Origin of the sequence: Chromohalobacter sarecensis (genome assembly GCF_023061135.1) — a bacterium.
Lineage (GTDB): Bacteria > Pseudomonadota > Gammaproteobacteria > Pseudomonadales > Halomonadaceae > Chromohalobacter > Chromohalobacter sarecensis.
Genome location: NZ_JAKGAN010000009.1, coordinates 1 through 16100 on the forward strand (window position 1 = coordinate 1; position 16100 = coordinate 16100).

19 protein-coding genes are annotated in these 16100 nt (G+C 61.3%); 13 read left to right on the forward strand and 6 right to left on the reverse strand.

Annotated features, from left to right (window positions below):
• The first annotated feature begins 29 nt into the window (after positions 1-29).
• Together L1071_RS13310 and L1071_RS13315 are read left to right on the forward strand one after the other, a co-directional pair.
• Positions 30-506 (forward strand): OsmC family protein, encoded by a 477-nt coding sequence (locus tag L1071_RS13310; RefSeq protein ID WP_246975672.1) that lies wholly within the window; start codon positions 30-32, stop codon positions 504-506.
• Positions 507-628: 122 nt separating this feature from the next.
• Positions 629-1108 (forward strand): GNAT family N-acetyltransferase, encoded by a 480-nt coding sequence (locus L1071_RS13315; protein WP_246975674.1) that lies wholly within the window; start codon positions 629-631, stop codon positions 1106-1108.
• 227 nt (positions 1109-1335) lie between these two features.
• Here the strand turns inward: L1071_RS13315 and L1071_RS13320 are convergent, their stop codons facing one another.
• Positions 1336-1968: a lysophospholipid acyltransferase family protein gene (locus tag L1071_RS13320; protein WP_246975676.1), complete on the reverse strand. Its 633-nt coding sequence runs from the start codon at positions 1966-1968 to the stop codon at positions 1336-1338.
• 204 nt (positions 1969-2172) lie between these two features.
• Here L1071_RS13320 and L1071_RS13325 point away from each other — a divergent pair, with 204 nt between their 5' ends.
• From L1071_RS13325 to bfr, 5 genes are all read left to right on the forward strand, one after another.
• Positions 2173-2697 carry an NUDIX hydrolase gene (locus tag L1071_RS13325; protein ID WP_246975678.1) on the forward strand — a complete coding sequence of 175 codons (525 nt, stop codon included), beginning with the start codon at positions 2173-2175 and terminating at the stop codon, positions 2695-2697.
• 262 nt (positions 2698-2959) lie between these two features.
• Positions 2960-3505: a hypothetical protein gene (locus L1071_RS13330; protein WP_246975680.1), complete on the forward strand. Its 546-nt coding sequence runs from the start codon at positions 2960-2962 to the stop codon at positions 3503-3505.
• A 7-nt stretch (positions 3506-3512) separates the two neighbouring features.
• On the forward strand, positions 3513-3950 hold the full coding sequence (locus L1071_RS13335) for a type II toxin-antitoxin system YafO family toxin (RefSeq protein ID WP_246975682.1): 438 nt from the start codon (positions 3513-3515) through the stop codon (positions 3948-3950).
• Positions 3951-4145: 195 nt separating this feature from the next.
• A complete protein-coding gene (locus L1071_RS13340; RefSeq protein WP_040243348.1) occupies positions 4146-4349 on the forward strand; it encodes a (2Fe-2S)-binding protein in 204 nt (67 codons plus the stop codon).
• A gap of 311 nt (positions 4350-4660) precedes the next feature.
• Complete coding sequence (gene bfr, locus L1071_RS13345) at positions 4661-5137, forward strand: bacterioferritin (protein WP_246975684.1); 477 nt, start codon at positions 4661-4663, stop codon at positions 5135-5137.
• A 147-nt stretch (positions 5138-5284) separates the two neighbouring features.
• On the opposite strand, the gene L1071_RS13350 is transcribed toward bfr, so the two are convergent.
• The 5 genes from L1071_RS13350 to L1071_RS13370 all read right to left on the reverse strand — a co-directional run bounded on the left by L1071_RS13350 (position 5285) and on the right by L1071_RS13370 (position 8858).
• Positions 5285-6379 (reverse strand): 5-(carboxyamino)imidazole ribonucleotide synthase, encoded by a 1095-nt coding sequence (locus L1071_RS13350; protein WP_246975686.1) that lies wholly within the window; start codon positions 6377-6379, stop codon positions 5285-5287.
• Positions 6380-6889: a 5-(carboxyamino)imidazole ribonucleotide mutase gene (purE, locus tag L1071_RS13355; RefSeq protein ID WP_246900179.1), complete on the reverse strand. Its 510-nt coding sequence runs from the start codon at positions 6887-6889 to the stop codon at positions 6380-6382.
• A 117-nt stretch (positions 6890-7006) separates the two neighbouring features.
• Positions 7007-7237, reverse strand: coding sequence for a DUF1653 domain-containing protein (locus tag L1071_RS13360; RefSeq protein ID WP_246975688.1), 231 nt, complete (start codon positions 7235-7237; stop codon positions 7007-7009).
• Positions 7234-8058 (reverse strand): tRNA cyclic N6-threonylcarbamoyladenosine(37) synthase TcdA, encoded by an 825-nt coding sequence (tcdA, locus tag L1071_RS13365; RefSeq protein ID WP_246975690.1) that lies wholly within the window; start codon positions 8056-8058, stop codon positions 7234-7236. The genes L1071_RS13360 and tcdA overlap by 4 nt, the downstream gene beginning before the upstream one ends.
• A 14-nt stretch (positions 8059-8072) precedes the next feature.
• Positions 8073-8858 carry a tRNA pseudouridine(65) synthase TruC gene (locus L1071_RS13370; RefSeq protein WP_246975692.1) on the reverse strand — a complete coding sequence of 262 codons (786 nt, stop codon included), beginning with the start codon at positions 8856-8858 and terminating at the stop codon, positions 8073-8075.
• 65 nt (positions 8859-8923) lie between these two features.
• Here L1071_RS13370 and L1071_RS13375 point away from each other — a divergent pair, with 65 nt between their 5' ends.
• The 6 genes from L1071_RS13375 to L1071_RS13400 all read left to right on the forward strand — a co-directional run bounded on the left by L1071_RS13375 (position 8924) and on the right by L1071_RS13400 (position 15980).
• Positions 8924-9811 carry an EamA family transporter gene (locus tag L1071_RS13375; protein WP_246975694.1) on the forward strand — a complete coding sequence of 296 codons (888 nt, stop codon included), beginning with the start codon at positions 8924-8926 and terminating at the stop codon, positions 9809-9811.
• Positions 9812-9866: 55 nt separating this feature from the next.
• Positions 9867-10595: an SIR2 family NAD-dependent protein deacylase gene (locus L1071_RS13380; RefSeq protein WP_246975696.1), complete on the forward strand. Its 729-nt coding sequence runs from the start codon at positions 9867-9869 to the stop codon at positions 10593-10595.
• 107 nt (positions 10596-10702) lie between these two features.
• Positions 10703-11653 carry a bile acid:sodium symporter family protein gene (locus L1071_RS13385; RefSeq protein WP_281504610.1) on the forward strand — a complete coding sequence of 317 codons (951 nt, stop codon included), beginning with the start codon at positions 10703-10705 and terminating at the stop codon, positions 11651-11653.
• 55 nt (positions 11654-11708) lie between these two features.
• Positions 11709-12491: a tRNA-uridine aminocarboxypropyltransferase gene (locus L1071_RS13390; RefSeq protein ID WP_246975698.1), complete on the forward strand. Its 783-nt coding sequence runs from the start codon at positions 11709-11711 to the stop codon at positions 12489-12491.
• A 119-nt stretch (positions 12492-12610) separates the two neighbouring features.
• Positions 12611-14164 (forward strand): BCCT family transporter, encoded by a 1554-nt coding sequence (locus L1071_RS13395; protein WP_246975700.1) that lies wholly within the window; start codon positions 12611-12613, stop codon positions 14162-14164.
• 262 nt (positions 14165-14426) lie between these two features.
• Positions 14427-15980: a BCCT family transporter gene (locus L1071_RS13400; RefSeq protein WP_246975702.1), complete on the forward strand. Its 1554-nt coding sequence runs from the start codon at positions 14427-14429 to the stop codon at positions 15978-15980.
• Positions 15981-16100: the final 120 nt, after the last annotated feature.

The following is a 16100-nucleotide window of genomic DNA, read 5'->3' on the forward strand; positions in this document are numbered from 1 at the left end:
GCAGCCATTGTCTTAAGAGGAAAGCATAGATGTCGAAAAAAGGTGAGCACGATTATTCTGCTACTGTTGTCTGGACCGGTAATTCAGGTGAGGGCACCAAGAATTACCGGGCTTTCTCGGGTGATCACGAAATTACGTGCGGTAGCAAGCCGACAATATTCGGATCGTCAGATCCGGAATTTTTAGGCGATTCGTCCCGTTATAACCCGGAAGAGCTATTGCTAAGCTCACTCTCAGCATGCCATATGCTTTGGTATCTGCATCTGTGCGCCAATGCGGGAGTTACTGTCTCGGAATACGTAGACAATGCCATAGGTCGAATGATTGAGACGACAAATGGTAGCGGCTATTTCGAGAGCGTCACCCTAAAGCCAAGTATCCAAATCGGGAAAACTGACGACCACGAGCTTGCGAAAGCTTTACACGATAAAGCGCATTCGTTCTGTTTTATTGCAAATTCCGTAAATTTTGAGGTTGGATGTGAGCCTGAAATCCGTACCGGGTAATAGGCCGCCTAACAAGGCGCATCAATACGCGGCCGGTGGCCGCCGGACGCCCTTTACATTGCGGCTGCGCCTCCATTCCAAGGGCGCCGTTGTGCGCTAGCGTTAGATAAAGGAGATTAGTCGTGCCGCAAATCGAAACAGCACAAGTAGCTGATCTAGCGACAGTGGGGAAATGGTGCGTTTCCGAAGAACAAGTGCGTAATTGGGCTGGTTCACGAGTGTCCTTCCCGATTGAAAGCACCAAGCTCCCAGAACAAATCGAGTGGCGGGACGCATTTTCGTTTCGCTTGGTCAGCGGCGAAGTGTTAGCCGGGTTTGGTCAGATCATTCCGAAACCGGGCGACCGGCTCCATCTCGCGAGGATCATTGTGGGTCCACGCTATCGTGGCGAAGGTTACGGACGGAAGCTAACTCAGGCGCTCGTCGATGAGGCAATAAGCCGGCGGCCAAAGGCAATCTCGCTCAACGTGTTTGCGACGAACGTAGCGGCATTTCAACTTTATAAAAGCCTTGGTTTTTCTCAAGCCTCGAGAGAGCCGGGCGACGCACCGTCGAAAGCGCAGTATATGGTGTACGAAAATCTAACTGGGCGCTGCAGTTGACCATCCAAAGCGCTGGCGCGCTTCGGATTCCCACCGCGGCCTCCGGTCGTTCCGGCGGCAACTGAGCTTGAGCGTTGAGTCTGTAGGACACCCACTGGCGGAGACGTTTCGGTAGGATCAGGTAAACAGGAGGAGTGGTCGGTATGCCCCGTTTCACGCTTTCAACCACGATCAGAACGCCATGGTGGCGATCTTCATTAGCCGCCATGCCGAGGTGACGTTGACCTCTATGGCGTTTGGTCCCTATGGTTTTTGGCCTCCCACAGTATTTTTACCGGCTCAGAAAGCCTTTCGGGTCGGCGAGGTGTTGCCTCGGCAAAGCCTTCGTAAAGCTTCTGCATGTCCGCTTCGATATCTTCGGTAGGCTGCAGGATGATAGGGAAAGTGAGCTGCTTTTTACCATAATCGGCCACTGCCAGAACTATCGGTACGCCGGCTTGTTGTGCAATGTGGTGAAAACCGGTTTTCCACTTCTTTGCGCTCTTCCGTGTTCCCTCTGGGGTCACCACAATTGCCATATGATCATCGGTTTTGAACTGCTCAACGGCTTGTTCGACGACACCGCCAGCTTGCGTACGGTCCACCGGAATGGCCCCAAGTTTACGCAAAAGCCAACCGAAGGGGCCTTTGAACAGGGTATGCTTGATCATGAAGCGGGCATCAAGTCCTAGCGCAATGCCACAGGCTAGCCCCAGTACACCGTCCCAGTTCGACGTGTGCGGCCCGGCGGCGACCACGGCTTTTGGAGTGTCAGGAAAAGGGTGAATATTCCAGCCCGCCATGCGCAACAATCGTGAAGCTACTCGTTGCATTAGCGAAGGTTTGACATCGACGCTGTTGGGTTGTTTGTTAGCTGTCATCCGTGATTGACCCTTTTGATTCTGAGTTTAAATTATACCGCGCCGCTGATTTTCGGCGTTGAGGTTGTAGAAAAACCGCTGATATCACGCTTCGGCAGGATCGGGAGACTTGGCGCGCTTCGATATCGGGTCCTGGGCTCGTGCATAGTCCGCTGTGTCGGTAGAATCGTGGCCCTTTTGTAACCCTATTGCCGGACGCCTACCATGAAGCTTCTGAAGGAACTGATCCACCCTGAATTGTCTTCCCGCAACGGGCGGGTCTTTCGACGCCATGCAGCCCGAGGGATTGTCCTGCGGGATGATCGGATGCTGCTGCTATTCACTGAGCGCTACAACGATTTCAGCCTGCCCGGCGGGGGTATTGATGAGGGCGAAGATATTGTCGTGGCTCTCAAGCGTGAGCTGGAAGAGGAGACCGGCGCACGCGATGTTCAGGTCAAGGAGCATTACGGCTTTATCGAAGAATACCGTCCGTATTGGAAACCCCAATTCGACCTGATGCATATGACGTCTCATTTCTTCATGTGCGATGTGGCCCCCAAGCTGGCCGATGCCCGGATGGAAAGCTACGAAGTGGCCAATGGAATGAAGCCGATCTGGGTGCCGGTGTCGGAAGCGGTGAGCCATAACCGCCAGGTCATGGCGCGTCAGGAGGGCACCATGGGGCAATCGATCCAACGCGAAACGTTCATGCTGGAAAAAATCGCTGACGAGCTGGTGCCAGCGTAGGTACGTTATCCTATGGAAAACGCATGAAAACCGCTCTATGACGCATGGTTCGAAGGGTGGGGGCGCCTAGATTTTCCGTCACCTTCCTCAGTTGCGCCAAGCATGGTGCACAGCGTTTAGCACACTAAAGCTACCTTGCACAGTGCTGATCGCTGGAGTAAGCTTCGTTTCCCTTGCCGTTTGGGCAAAAATGCAACACTCTCCTAGCGTGCTAGTCTGATGCAAGAAGTGCCTTGTCAGGCTTGTTGCGGAGGCATCTGTGATGAATACCGTGAACCTCAAATCGTCAATCGGCTTTGCGATCAGCATGTTCGGCGCGCTGTCGTCGGGTGTTGGCGTGGCATCTACTGAGGTTGTCCACTACTCGGTTCATCAGGTGCCGTCAGCCCAGAAGCAAGAAAGCCGCCGCGCTGAGCGGGCATACATTCTTAGCGAAATTGTGCGCGCCAACCGTCGTGCTCGCCACCTGGCCCAGATATTCCAGAACGAGTGCGTTCGCCTCTCTCAGATGCCCGATGATGCCGTGGTCGACCCAGAGGCCTACCAAGGCCTAGTGGATGCTTTGCGTGCCCAAGAAACTATGCTCAGGCGTACCATTGCGATAGTGGGGCGCGATGAGGCAACAGAAATGGGCATCATGGATCTCCAACGGAATACCGCGAAAGCGCGTTCCGCTGCATCCAGTGCGACCCTTCTAGCCAAGCAGACTACCAACAAGCCCAAAGTGGTTGCGGGCGCCACCAGTGGCGAAGCGATGAAGGCGCTTGCCGATCGTTTCGAGACCGAGCTGACTAAGCGCTTTTCATAAGGGCGTTATGGCCAACGTCCATTTCCATGCGCAAAGCGAATATCTGTTCGACCAAGTGGACGCTCAGCATCCTGGGCTGAAGCAGGCTCTGGTGGATGATTTCAAAGCCTGTATCGAGTCGTTCTTCGATTACCGGCCTCCCCGCTTTGGCAAGTTCGATTTGTATACTTGGCCCCCATCCTTGCGAGGCTTGGATATCTGGCATATCCATATCTGTATGCCACCAAGGGCAGGGTTCCCCACCCACCTTGAGCAGCGTCGCATGGTGTGCAATAGGCAGGAGCCGGAGAGGGATGCATCTCTGGTCTATGTCCAGGGCCTGATCGAGGAAGATGAATACTGTCTGCTGGCCATGCTTTATCCGTATGCTCACGAAAAGGCCGAGAACGAGCAGCGGATGCTCTGGATTGCCGACATGGCGAGAGACTTCCGTGATCGCTATTGATGATATTTCGGAGCTAAACTTTCGTTATCCCCCCACCTGCCCGATTGTGCCTCGAAATCAGTCCCTTACCTGTGCCTCCCGACGACATGCCACCAAAGTCGAGTCTTCGTCGAGCGAAAAGAGAGTGATTGGGGGTTGAAAGTATTTATGCGAATCATTTACATTCCCTATCAGAGCGATCAGCGAGGTGATGGAATGTACGTGTGCATATGCCGAGGCGTGACCGACAATGCCATTCGCGAGGCCGTTGAAGACGGTGCACGCAGTTGGCGAGAAGTGCGCGAGCGCACCGAGTGTGCGACTCAGTGTGGCCGTTGTGCCTGCACGGCCAAGGCCATCACGCGTGATGCCATCACCCAAGAAATGATGCCCAGTGCGGATCTGGCCTACGCCGTCTAGCCGTTGCATTGCTTAACCACGCGTCGCTGCGTCGCGTCGCTGCATATCGAACATCATCGCCAAACGCCGCTATCCCATTGGGTAGCGGCGTTTTAGTATCTGGCGCTTGGCGCAGGCGGAGTGGCAATCGTTCTCGCCTGTTATTTCCAATCCTTCACAAATGCGGCGTTTTCGCGGCAAGATCCTGTCTTTATTCGACTTTTTCGGCGAAATAGTCGATACTCCCTGTATCCCAAGGCAGGGGTGGCTGGTTACGATTGGCGGGTCATCATTGCCTTACAACTAAATGAATCTTCAAGGGAGACATAACGATGAAAGGTGATGCCAAGGTCATTCAGCACCTCAACACCGCACTGGGCAACGAGTTGGTGGCGATCAACCAGTACTTCTTGCACGCCAAGATGTACAAGGATTGGGGCCTGGCCAAGCTCGGCAAGTGGGAATACGACGAATCCATCGAAGAGATGCGTCATGCCGACGAGTTGATCGAGCGTATTCTGTTCCTCGAGGGCATTCCCAACCTGCAGGATCTGGGCAAGCTGCACATCGGCGAGAACACCAAGGAAATGCTGGAGTGCGACCTCGCCATCGAGAAGACGGGCTGGCAGGACTTGATCGACGCCATCGCCTACTGCGAAGAAGTGCGCGATTACGTCAGCCGTGATCTGTTCCGTCGTATCCTCAACGATGAGGAAGAGCACATCGATACGATCGAGACCGAACTCGGCCTGATCGACAAGGTGGGTATCCAGAATTACCTGCAGCAGCAGATGCACGCCGAGGAATGATCTCGGCGGCGGCGCTTTAGATATTCTGCTTGAGATAGGTCGATCTAGAGCGCTATAAAGAATGCGTACGAAACAAGACGCCGTGGCGATATGATATCGCCACGGCGTCTTGTGTTTTAGTGCGCCTGTTTTTAGCTCGGGCCGTTTTCAGCCCAGGTCGTTGACCAGCAGCGCTTCGACGGCGGCGGTGCGTTCGGCCAGCGTGGCCGCGTCGGGGGCGAGGACCGTGACATGGCCGATCTTGCGGCCGGGGCGCGGGTCCTTGTGGTAGTCGTGCAGGTGCGCGCCGGCGACGCTGAGCACGGCGTCGCGATTGGGCAGGGCGCCGATGATGTTGAGCATGGCGCAGGGCACGAGGCGCGTGGTGTCGCCGAGCGGCAAGCCGGAAATGGCGCGCAGATGGTTCTCGAACTGGCTGGTCGTCGCGCCTTCGATGCTCCAGTGCCCGGAGTTGTGCACGCGCGGGGCGATTTCATTGGCGAGCAGCTCGCCGTCGCGAGTGACGAAGAACTCGAAGGCCATAACGCCGACGTAATCCAGCGCCTCGAGCACGCGCGTGGCGTAATCGGCGGCCTGGGCCTGCAGCGGGTGATCGGGCTGTGGCTCGGCGCGATGCAGAATGCCCTGGCGATGCTCGTTGCGCGACAGCGGCCAGACCCGCACCTCGCCGTCGCGACCGCGCACGGCGATGGCCGAGACTTCGTGATCGAAGTCGACGAAGCCTTCCATGATCAGCGGCACGTCGCCCAGCTCGGCGACGCTGCCGGGGACGTCCTCGGCGTTGCGCAACACCTTCTGGCCCTTGCCGTCGTAGCCCAGCGTGCGCGTCTTGAGCACCGCCGGCAGGCCGATCTCGTCCACCGCGCGCTCTAGGTCGGCTTGGGTATCGACCAGCGCGATGGGGGCGATGGCGATGTCCAGCGACTGGAACAGCGATTTCTCGGCGCCACGCTCACGCGCGGTTTCCAGCGCCTTGGCCGGGGGAAAGGCGGGGCGCTGTTCAGCGAGCTGGCTGAGGGCCATCGCCGAGATGTTCTCGAACTCGAAAGTGATGACATCGCTGGCCTCGATCAGCGCCTGATGCGCCTCGTCGTCGTCCCACTCGGCACAGAGGTGGACGCCGTGGATGGCGGCGCAGGGCTGAGGCGACGGATCGAGAAAGGTGAAACGCATGTTCAGCGGCGCGCCCGCTTGCGCCAGCATCCGACCCAGTTGGCCGCCGCCTACGATACCGATATTCATTCATGCCTCCTGCGTGTCATCGGTGGGACGCGGATCGGGCGCGTCCAGCACCTTTTGTGTCTGTGCATCGCGATAAGCCTCAAGCGCCTGGCGAATATCCGGGTACTTGTTGCCCAGCATAGCGGCGGCGAGCAGGGCCGCGTTGATGGCGCCGGCACGGCCGATGGCCAGCGTGCCGGTGGGGATGCCGGCGGGCATCTGGACGATGGAGAGCAGCGAGTCGACGCCGCTGAGCATGCTCGACTGCACGGGCACGCCGAGCACCGGCAGGGGCGTCTTGGCGGCGGCCATGCCGGGTAGATGCGCGGCACCGCCGGCCCCGGCGATGATCACTTCCAGCCCGCGCTCGGCGGCACCAGCGGCGTAGTCGAACAGCAAATCCGGCGTGCGGTGGGCAGAGACGACTTTGACTTCGTGCTCGATGCCCAGTGCCTCGAGCGTGTCGACGGTGTGGCACAGGGTCGCCCAGTCGGACTTCGAGCCCATGATGACACCAACCAGTGCGCTCATGCGTTCTCTCCTTCGGATGTGTGGCAACGCCATGGCGTCGCGCGAAACGAGAAGCGCGGCATTATAGCATCGCAGACCGCGTGGGGCAGCGACGCTCTGTGTCTAGTCGCTCCGCGCTCAACGGAAGGCGACCTCGAGGTCGAAGCGCGGCACCGGCTCGCCGGCGACGTCGACGCTCTCGCAGAACATCGTCAGCGGGCGCACCCAGAGGCCGTAGTCGCCGTATAAAGCGCGATAGACCACCAGCGGTTCCTCGGTTTCGCTGTGCTGGGCGACGCCCAGTACTTCATAGCTGGCGCCCTTGTAATGACGGTAGATGCCGGGGATGGGGCGTGTCTCGTGGCTCATGAGGAGGCCTCCGTGAGAGGGGAGTCGGCCGGTTCGCGCTCGGCCTTGGCGGCGAGGCGCGCGAGCGTGCGCGAGGCGGCCACGAAGCCGAAGCTACCGGTGACGAAGGTCGCCGCGCCGACGCCGCTGGCGCAGTCGAGACGCGTGGACTCGCCATTGCCGGGTTTTTGCTGGCAGACCTCGCCATCGGCGTCGGGATAGACGAGCTGCTCGTCGGAGTAGACGCATTCGACGCTGAAGCGCCGCTTGGGATTGCGCGAGAAGCCGAAATCCCGCCGCAGGCGCGCGCGCACCTTGGCGAGTAGCGGGTCGTGCTCGGTGCGCGTCAGGTCGGCGACGCGGATCCGCGTGGGATCGGTCTGGCCGCCCGCCGCGCCGGTGACGGTCAGCGCGATCTTGCGGCGCTTGCACCAGGCGATCAATGCGCTCTTGGCGATGACGCTATCGATGGCGTCGATAACATGATCGGCGTCCTCGGGCAGGCGCTCGGCGAGATTGGTCGGCGTCACGAAGGCGGTGTCGGCGTGCACGGTGATGCCCGGTTGAATGGCGCGGCAACGCTCGGCCATTACCTCGACCTTGGGGCGCCCGATGGTGCCGTCCAGCGCGTGCAACTGGCGGTTGACGTTGGACACGCAGACATCGTCGAGATCGATCAACGTCAGGGTGCCGATGCCGGAACGGGCCAGCGCCTCGGCGGCCCAACTGCCGACGCCGCCCACGCCGATGACCACCACATGGGCGTGGCGGAAGAAGGCCGCGGCGCGGGTGCCGTAGAGGCGGCGAATGCCCCCGAAGCGGAAATCGTAATCGTCGTGCATGTGAGCTTTCCTCGTTACCGGGCGTGACCGGCGGGCCATAGCGATACAGGGCGCGTCTCGTGCCAGTCGACGCGTGTCGCCGTGGCGTGGCCCTGCCAGCCGAAGCGCGCGAACAGCGTGTGCATGTCGTCGGCCAGGGGCGCGTCGATGTGTAGCGTGCGCTGGCGCTCGGGGTGCCAGAGCGTCATGCCCACGGCCGCCAGCAACAGGCGCGGGCTTTCCAGGTGATCGCGGAAGAAGCGGTTGTGGGCGCCCTTGCCATGTTTGGCGTCACCGATGATCGGGTAGCCGCGCCGCGAAAGATGGCGGCGAATCTGATGCCGCCGGCCGGTCCAGGGCTGGGCCTCCATCAAGGAATAGCGCACCTGGGGGTAACGGTCGATGCACACCGGCAATTCGACGCTGTCCAGGCGGCGCACGGCGGTCCAGGCGGCCTGCTCGGGCATTTCCGACTTGGGGCGTTTGCCGTCTTCCTCGCGCAGGCCGTAATCGAGCACGTCTTGCTCCGGGCCGACGCCGCGCACCACCGCCAGGTAACGCTTGTGCACGCGGTGCGCGGTGAACTCCTCGCCGAGTGCCTTGGCCATTTCCGGGTCCAGGGCGAAGAGCAAAAGCCCCGAGGTCGGCCGGTCGAGCCGGTGCACCGGATAGACGTGGCGCCCTAGCTGATTGCGCAGAGTTTGCAGGGCGAATACCTGCGCATCGGCGGCGATCGCACTGCGGTGGACGAGCATGCCCGAGGGCTTATGCACGGCAACCATGCGCTCATCCTGATAAAGTATGGGCAATTCCGACGTCATGAAGGGGCCTTCGGTTCGTTCGAAGGGCGCCTATTGTCGATCTTGCCACCGAGGATGTACAGCCGATGATGCTAGGGGTTGTCACGGGCCTATTGGGTGCTCTGTGTCAGGCGATTTATTATTTCGTGGCCGCTCATGTGGGCAGCCGTTACATGCTTTCTACACGTGCCATGCTGGTGTTCTCGCATCTGCTGATGGGCGGTGTCTCGTTACTTGGCTTGGCGCTGGTGCTGCCGGGCAGCGGGGCGCGGCTGGAGGCGGTATGGCCGGCGCTGCTGGCGATGAATGTCTGCTATCTCATCGGGCAGGCGGCGTTGTTTCGCGCGCTGCGACGCGACGTGGCGTCGCGGGTGTCGCCGCTGCTGGGGCTCAAGGTGGTGCTGCTGGCCTGCGTGACGGCGCTGACGGTCGGCGAGGGCCTGACCCTGATGCAGTGGGCGGCGGTGATCCTGTGCGGTGGCGCGGCGGTGGCCATGAGTCTGGCGGGTGGGCGTCTTAAACCCTCGGCGGCGGGCTGGATTCTGGTTGCGGTGGCGGGCTATTCGGGCTGCGATCTGGGCGTGGTGGCGCTAACGCGGGGCATCGAGGTGCCGGGGCTGCACGGCGCGCTGGTGTCGGTGTTCCTGGCCTATAGCGTGGCGGGGTTGCTGGTCGCGCCGGTGGGCATCGGGCTCTCCAGGCGTCATTGGCGCAAGGCGCTCAAGACGTGGCCGGTGGCGGCTGCGTGGCTGGTGTCGATGCTGCTGATGTTCATTGCCTTCAATATTCTGGGCGCAGTACACGGCAATATCATCCAGTCGTCGCGCGGCATCCTGTCGATCGCCCTGGCGTTGCTGGCCACGCGGCTGGGCGTGGGGCTGGCCGATCCTCTCAAACGCGGGCGTGTCTTCTACCAGCGCCTGGCATGCGCGGTGGTGATGGCGGGCGCCATCGTGTTATTTCAGTTGGGTTGAACCACACACTCACTTCCTTGAACGACAGACTTGAACTACAGATCACGAGGTAGCTATGAGTGAGCATCAGGCACCGCATCTCGTCGTTCTCACCGGGGCGGGCATCAGCGCCGAGAGCGGCCTCAAGACGTTCCGCGACGGCGATGGCCTGTGGGAGAACCACCGCGTGGAGGATGTCGCCACGCCCGAGGGCTTCGAACGTGATCCCGAGAGCGTGCTGCGCTTCTACGACGAGCGCCGTGAGCAGACGCGCCAGGCATCGCCCAACGCCGCGCATTGCGCGCTGAGCGAACTCGAGCAGGCCGGGTTTCGCGTCAGCGTCATTACCCAGAACATTGACGACTTGCACGAGCGGGCCGGGTCGCGCGATGTATTGCACCTGCATGGCGAGATCCTTATGGCGCGCTCGAGTGCCGACTCCAGCTTGCGCTATCCGGTGGGGAGCAAGGGCATCCGCATGGGTGACTTATGCGACAAGGGCAGCCAGTTGCGCCCGGACGTGGTGTGGTTCGGCGAGCCGGTGCCGCGTTACGCCCAGGCGTGCGACGTCGTCGCCGAGGCGGATCTCGTGCTGGTGGTGGGCACCTCGCTGGCGGTGATGCCGGCGGCGATGCTCCTCGATCAAGCGCCCATCGAGGCGCCGTGCCTGCTCGTCGACCCCCAGGCCGAGTCGCTTGCGCCCCGCGGCGTTCGCGCCATCGCCCAACCGGCAAGCCAAGGCGTACCGCCGCTGGTGGAACACTGGCGGCAAACGGGCAACCTGTGGGTGCCGGACTGGGCCTGAAGCCGATGCGCTTCGCCTGTGCCACGTTTTACGGCACACTATCGCCTTCCTCTTGTACACATAAAAAAGGTGCATAAAGCGCCGCTGCCAAACGCCAGGACACGCACATGCCAATCTTCGAACGCATCAATCGTCTGTTTCCCGTCTGGGCCATCTTGCTGGCGGTCATCGCCGCGCTCGTGCCGGAGCTTTTCACCGGCCTAGCCGGTTATATCAAGACGCTGCTGGTCATCATCATGTTCGCCATGGGGCTGACGCTCACCAAGGGCGACTTCGCGCGGGTGGTGAAGTCGCCCAAGCCCATCGCCGTGGGCGTCGTGCTGCAGTTTCTGGTCATGCCGCTGGCGGCGTTGCTGGTCTCGCGGGTTCTGGGGCTTTCGCCCGAGCTGACCATCGGCATGGTGTTGGTGGGCGCCACGGCAGGCGGCACCTCGTCCAATGTGATGACCTGGCTGGCCGGTGGACACGTGGCGCTCTCGGTATCGATGACCATGGTCTCGACGCTGATCTCGGTAGTCGCCACGCCGTTGATCACGCTGTTGTTGCTGGGCCATAGCATCGACGTGCCGGTGCTGGGCATGCTGCTGAGCATCGCTCAGTTGGTGGTCGCGCCCATCGTGCTGGGCGTGGTGATCCATCACCTGCTGGGAACGCATATTCAGCGCGTGGAACCGGCCCTGGCCACGCTGGCCATGGCGGCCATCGTCTTGATCATCGCCATCGTGGTGGCGCTCAATGCCGGGCGGCTGAGCACGCTGGGGCCGATCGTGGCGCTGGCGGTCATCGCGCATAACGGCATCGGCCTTGCGGCGGGCTATGGCCTAGCGCGGGCGCTACGCTTCGATACGCGGACCGCACGGACTATTGCCTTCGAGGTCGGCCTGCAGAACTCCGGGCTGGCGGTGACCCTGGCCAATCAGTTCTTCACCGCGAGTTCGGCGCTGCCCGGGGCGCTGTTCTCGGTATGGCATAACGTGTCCGGCTCGCTGCTGGCGGGTTACTGGAAGCGCCGCCACGTGTCGAACGCGCCGCCTGCGGCCTCGACGCCGCGTGGATGAAAGCCCGGCCGGGCATGCTAGAATGCCCGGCCTTTTCGACCCAGCCTGATACCTCATGCATGAATCCCCCGATGCGCCGGCCGATGCAGCCACGGCGGCCTCCGGTTATGACCCCGAAGCGCCGCGCAAGCCGTTCAATGCGCGCGGTAGCTTTGTCTCGCGTTGCCCGGACTGCCGGCTACCGGCGCTCAACTGCTTGTGTCCTTATCGCGTGGCGGTCGAGAGCCGCGCGCGCTTCTGGCTGCTGACGCATCCCATCGAGCATTACAAGCCGACCAATACCGGCCGTTTGATCGGCCATATCCTGCCTGAGACCGAGGTCTTTACCTGGTATCGCACCGAGCCCGACCCGCGTCTGCTGGCGCTGCTCGAAGACGACCGCTTCGCGCCGTTCGTCGTCTTTCCCGACGATCAGGCGGATTACGCCGAGCGCGTGGTCGGCCCCGAGGCCGTCGACGCGGCACTGGCCGACTCGCGCATACCGGTGTTCATCCTTCTCGACGGCACCTGGCGTCAGGCGCGGCGCATCTTCCGGCGTAGCGAGTACCTGGCCTCGCTGCCGGTGCTGCCGCTTAAGACATCACGCCTGACGCGCTACCGGCTGCGCAAGGCGGCCTCCAGCGAGCATCTGTGCACCGCCGAAGTCGCCGCCGAGCTGTTGCGCATCAGCGGCGACTTAGAAGCCTCGGCGACCCTCGACGACTACTTCGAGGTGTTCAACGAGAACTACGCCTCCAGCCGACGCCATCGTCAGATCGAGGCGCCTTCCGGCGCGATGCGGCGCTTGCTTGAGCGGCGTGGTGGCGCGGATGGCGCAAGCGATGTAAATCGCACATGATCGGCGACCTTGTCTGCTTTTATGGCGCCGGACGCGCCCGATGTTGAAATTTCGATTTGCCGTGTTCGACGAAGGTCGGTAGGGTGCGCCCCTCACGCGACTATCGGAACCGGAAACAGATGACTCAAGACAACACGAGTGCCACGCGCTCGGGCACGCGTTTTGGCGACCCGACGGTGATGGGGCTGACGATTGGCTTCATCGTGCTGTTCGTGGCGCTATCGCTGATCGATGCCGACGCCATGACGTCGGTGATCGGCGCCGGGTTCGCCTGGACGGCGAAAACCCTGGGGGCCTATTTCCAGCTATTGTTACTACTGACCTTCCTGATCGCCGTGGGGGTGGCTGCATCGCCTGCGGGACGTGCGCGCATCGGCAATCGCGAAAGCCCGGACATGGGCACCTTCAAGTGGGTGTCGATCATTCTGTGCACACTGTTAGCAGGCGGCGGCGTCTTCTTTGCTGCCGGGGGACCGGTTTATCACTTTGTGGTCACACCGCCGGCGTTTTCCAGCGAGCCTGAGACTGCGGCAGCCATTCCCAATGCGTTGGCGCAGTCCTTCATGCATTGGGGCTTTCTGGCCTGGGCGGTGCTCGGCACCCTGGCGGCCATTGTACTGTCGCATCATCACTATGATCGCGGCCTGCCGCTGCAACCGCGCACGCTGTTGGCGCCGCTATTGGGCGAGGCGCGCATGCGTGGCGTCTTTGGCGGCGTGGTGGATGCCGTCTGCGTCATCGCCGTCGTCGCCGGTACCGTGGGGCCCATCGGCTTTTTGGCCACGCAGATGAGCTTCGGCCTGCATACGCTGTTCGGCGTGGCCGAGGGCTATAGCACGCAGTTGATAATCCTCATCGTGCTGGGCGGGGTCTATGTGACATCGGCGATCACCGGCATTGATCGAGGCATCCAACTGATGAGCCGTTTCAACGTCATGTTGGCGTTGGCGATCGGCGCTGTCATTCTGCTCTTTGGGCCGACGCAGTTCCTGTTCGATAGCTGGTTCCAGGGCTTCGGCACCTATATAGGGTCGTTCTTCGAGATGGCCACCATGACCTCGCAGACCGCGCCGGATTGGTGGATGAAGTGGTGGACGGTGTTCTTCTTCGCTTGGTTCATCGGCTATGCGCCGTTGATGGCGATCTTCGTGGCGCGTATCTCGCGGGGCCGCACCATCCGTCAGATGGTCGTCGCCGTGGCTGTACTCGCTCCCGTGGCAACCTCGGTATGGTTCACGCTGCTGGGCGGTTCGGGGATCTTCTATCAGATGAGCGGCGCCATCGATCTGAGCGAAGCGCTCCAAAACTTCCAGTTCGACGTCGCGACGCTGACGGTGGCTCAGGCGCTACCGGGTGGTAAGTTGATGGCGCTGGCGGTACTGGTGCTGACCACGATCTTCGTGGCGACTACCGGCGATTCCATGAGCTACGCGATCTCTGTGGTCAATGCCGGCCATGATGAGCCCCAGCCGGCGCTGCGCGCGTTCTGGGGCGTGGCGATGGCATTGATGGCGGCGATTTTGCTGTACATGGGCGCGGGCCAGATCAGCGTACTGCAGCAGTTTATCGTGATCACCGCGATCCCCGTGTCGCTGGTGCTGCTGCCCTCGCTGTGGCTGGGGCCACGTGCCGCGCAGGCCATGGCCAAGCGCCAGGGGATCATCGCGTCGTAAACGACGTTGGATGCCTGGTATAAAGATTCCTTGCATAAAAAGTGCCTCGGCATGCTGGATGCCGGGGCACTTGTCGTTTAATACGAGGCTTTTACTCGCTGCTCTCCAGCCATTCGTCTTCGAGCCATGTGAATTGCACATGATCGGCGACCTTTCCTGCTTTTACGGCGCCGGACGCGCCCAATGTTGAAATTTCGATTTGCCGTGTTCGACGAAGGTCGGTAATGTGCGCGCCTCACGCGACTATCGGAACTGGACATTGATGACTCAACACGATGCGAGCGCCACGCGCTCGGGCACGCGTTTTGGCGACCCGACGGTGATGGGGCTGACGATCGGCTTCATCATCCTGTTTGTGGTTTTGTCACTGGTCGATGCCGACGCCATGACCGCAGCGATCGGCGTGGGATTTACCTGGACGGCGAAGAACCTGGGCGCCTATTTCCAACTGCTGCTGTTGCTGACCTTCCTGATCGCCGTGGGTGTGGCGATGTCGTCTGCGGGTCGCGCGCGTATCGGCAATCTCGAACAGCCGGATATGAGCACCTTCAAGTGGGTGTCGATCATCCTGTGCACGCTGCTGGGCGGGGGCGGCGTATTCTTTGCCGCCGGTGAACCTATCTACCATTTCGTGGTGACGCCGCCGGCGTTTTCCAGTGAGCCGGGCACGCCGGCAGCCGTGCCCAATGCGCTGGCACAGGGCTTCATGCATTGGGGCTTTCATGCCTGGGCGGTGCTCGGCACTCTGGCGACCATCGTGTTGTCGCATCAGCATTATGATCGCGGTTTGCCGCTGCAGCCGCGCACGCTGTTGGCGCCGCTATTCGGCGAGGCGCGCATGCGTGGTGTCTTAGGTGGCGTGGTGGACGCCGTCTGCGTCATCGCGGTGGTCGCTGGCACCGTGGGCCCCATCGGCTTTTTGGCTACGCAGATGAACTTCGGTCTGCATACGCTGTTCGGCGTGGCCGAGGGCTATGGCACCCAGTTGATGATTCTCGTCGTGCTGGGCGGGGTTTACGTGAGTTCGGCGATTACCGGCATTGACCGGGGCATCCAGTTTTTGAGCCGCTGCAATGTCATGCTGGCATTGGGTATCGGCGCCGTGATCCTGCTTTTCGGGCCGACGCAGTTCTTGTTCGATAGCTGGTTCCAGGGCTTTGGTACCTATCTGGGATCATTCTTCGAGATGGCCACCATGACCTCGCAGACCGCGCCGGATTGGTGGATGAAGTGGTGGACGGTGTTCTTCTTCGCCTGGTTCATCGGCTATGCGCCGCTGATGGCGATCTTCTTGGCACGCATCTCGCGGGGCCGCACCATCCGTCAGATGGTCGTCGCCGTGGCCGTGCTCGCCCCTGTGGCAACGTCGGTGTGGTTCACGCTGTTGGGCGGCTCGGGGATTTTCTATCAGATGAGCGGCGCCATCGACCTGAGCGAGGCGCTCCAAAACTTCCAGTTCGACGTCGCGACGCTGGCGGTGGCTCAGGCGCTGCCGGGCGGCAAGCTGATGGCGCTAGCGATTCTGCTGCTGACCACGATCTTCGTGGCCACCACCGGTGATTCCATGAGTTATGCGGTTTCCGTGGTCAACGCCGGCCATGACGATCCCCAGCCGGCGCTGCGTGCGTTCTGGGGTGTGGCCATGGCGTTGATGGCGGCGATTTTGCTGTACATGGGCGCGGGCCAGATCAGCGTACTGCAGCAGTTCATCGTGATTACGGCGTTCCCCGTGTCGCTGGTGCTATTGCCCACGCTGTGGCTGGGGCCGCGCGCCGCGCAGGCGATGGCCAAGCGCCAGGGAATCGTCACGTCGTAACCGACGTTCGAAGCCTTGCATAAAGGTTACTCGCATAAAAAAGTGCCCCGGCATGCTGAATGCCGGGGCACTTGTCGTTATGGACGAGGCGTCTTGGGCGAGGCGTCGTGGGCGAGGCGT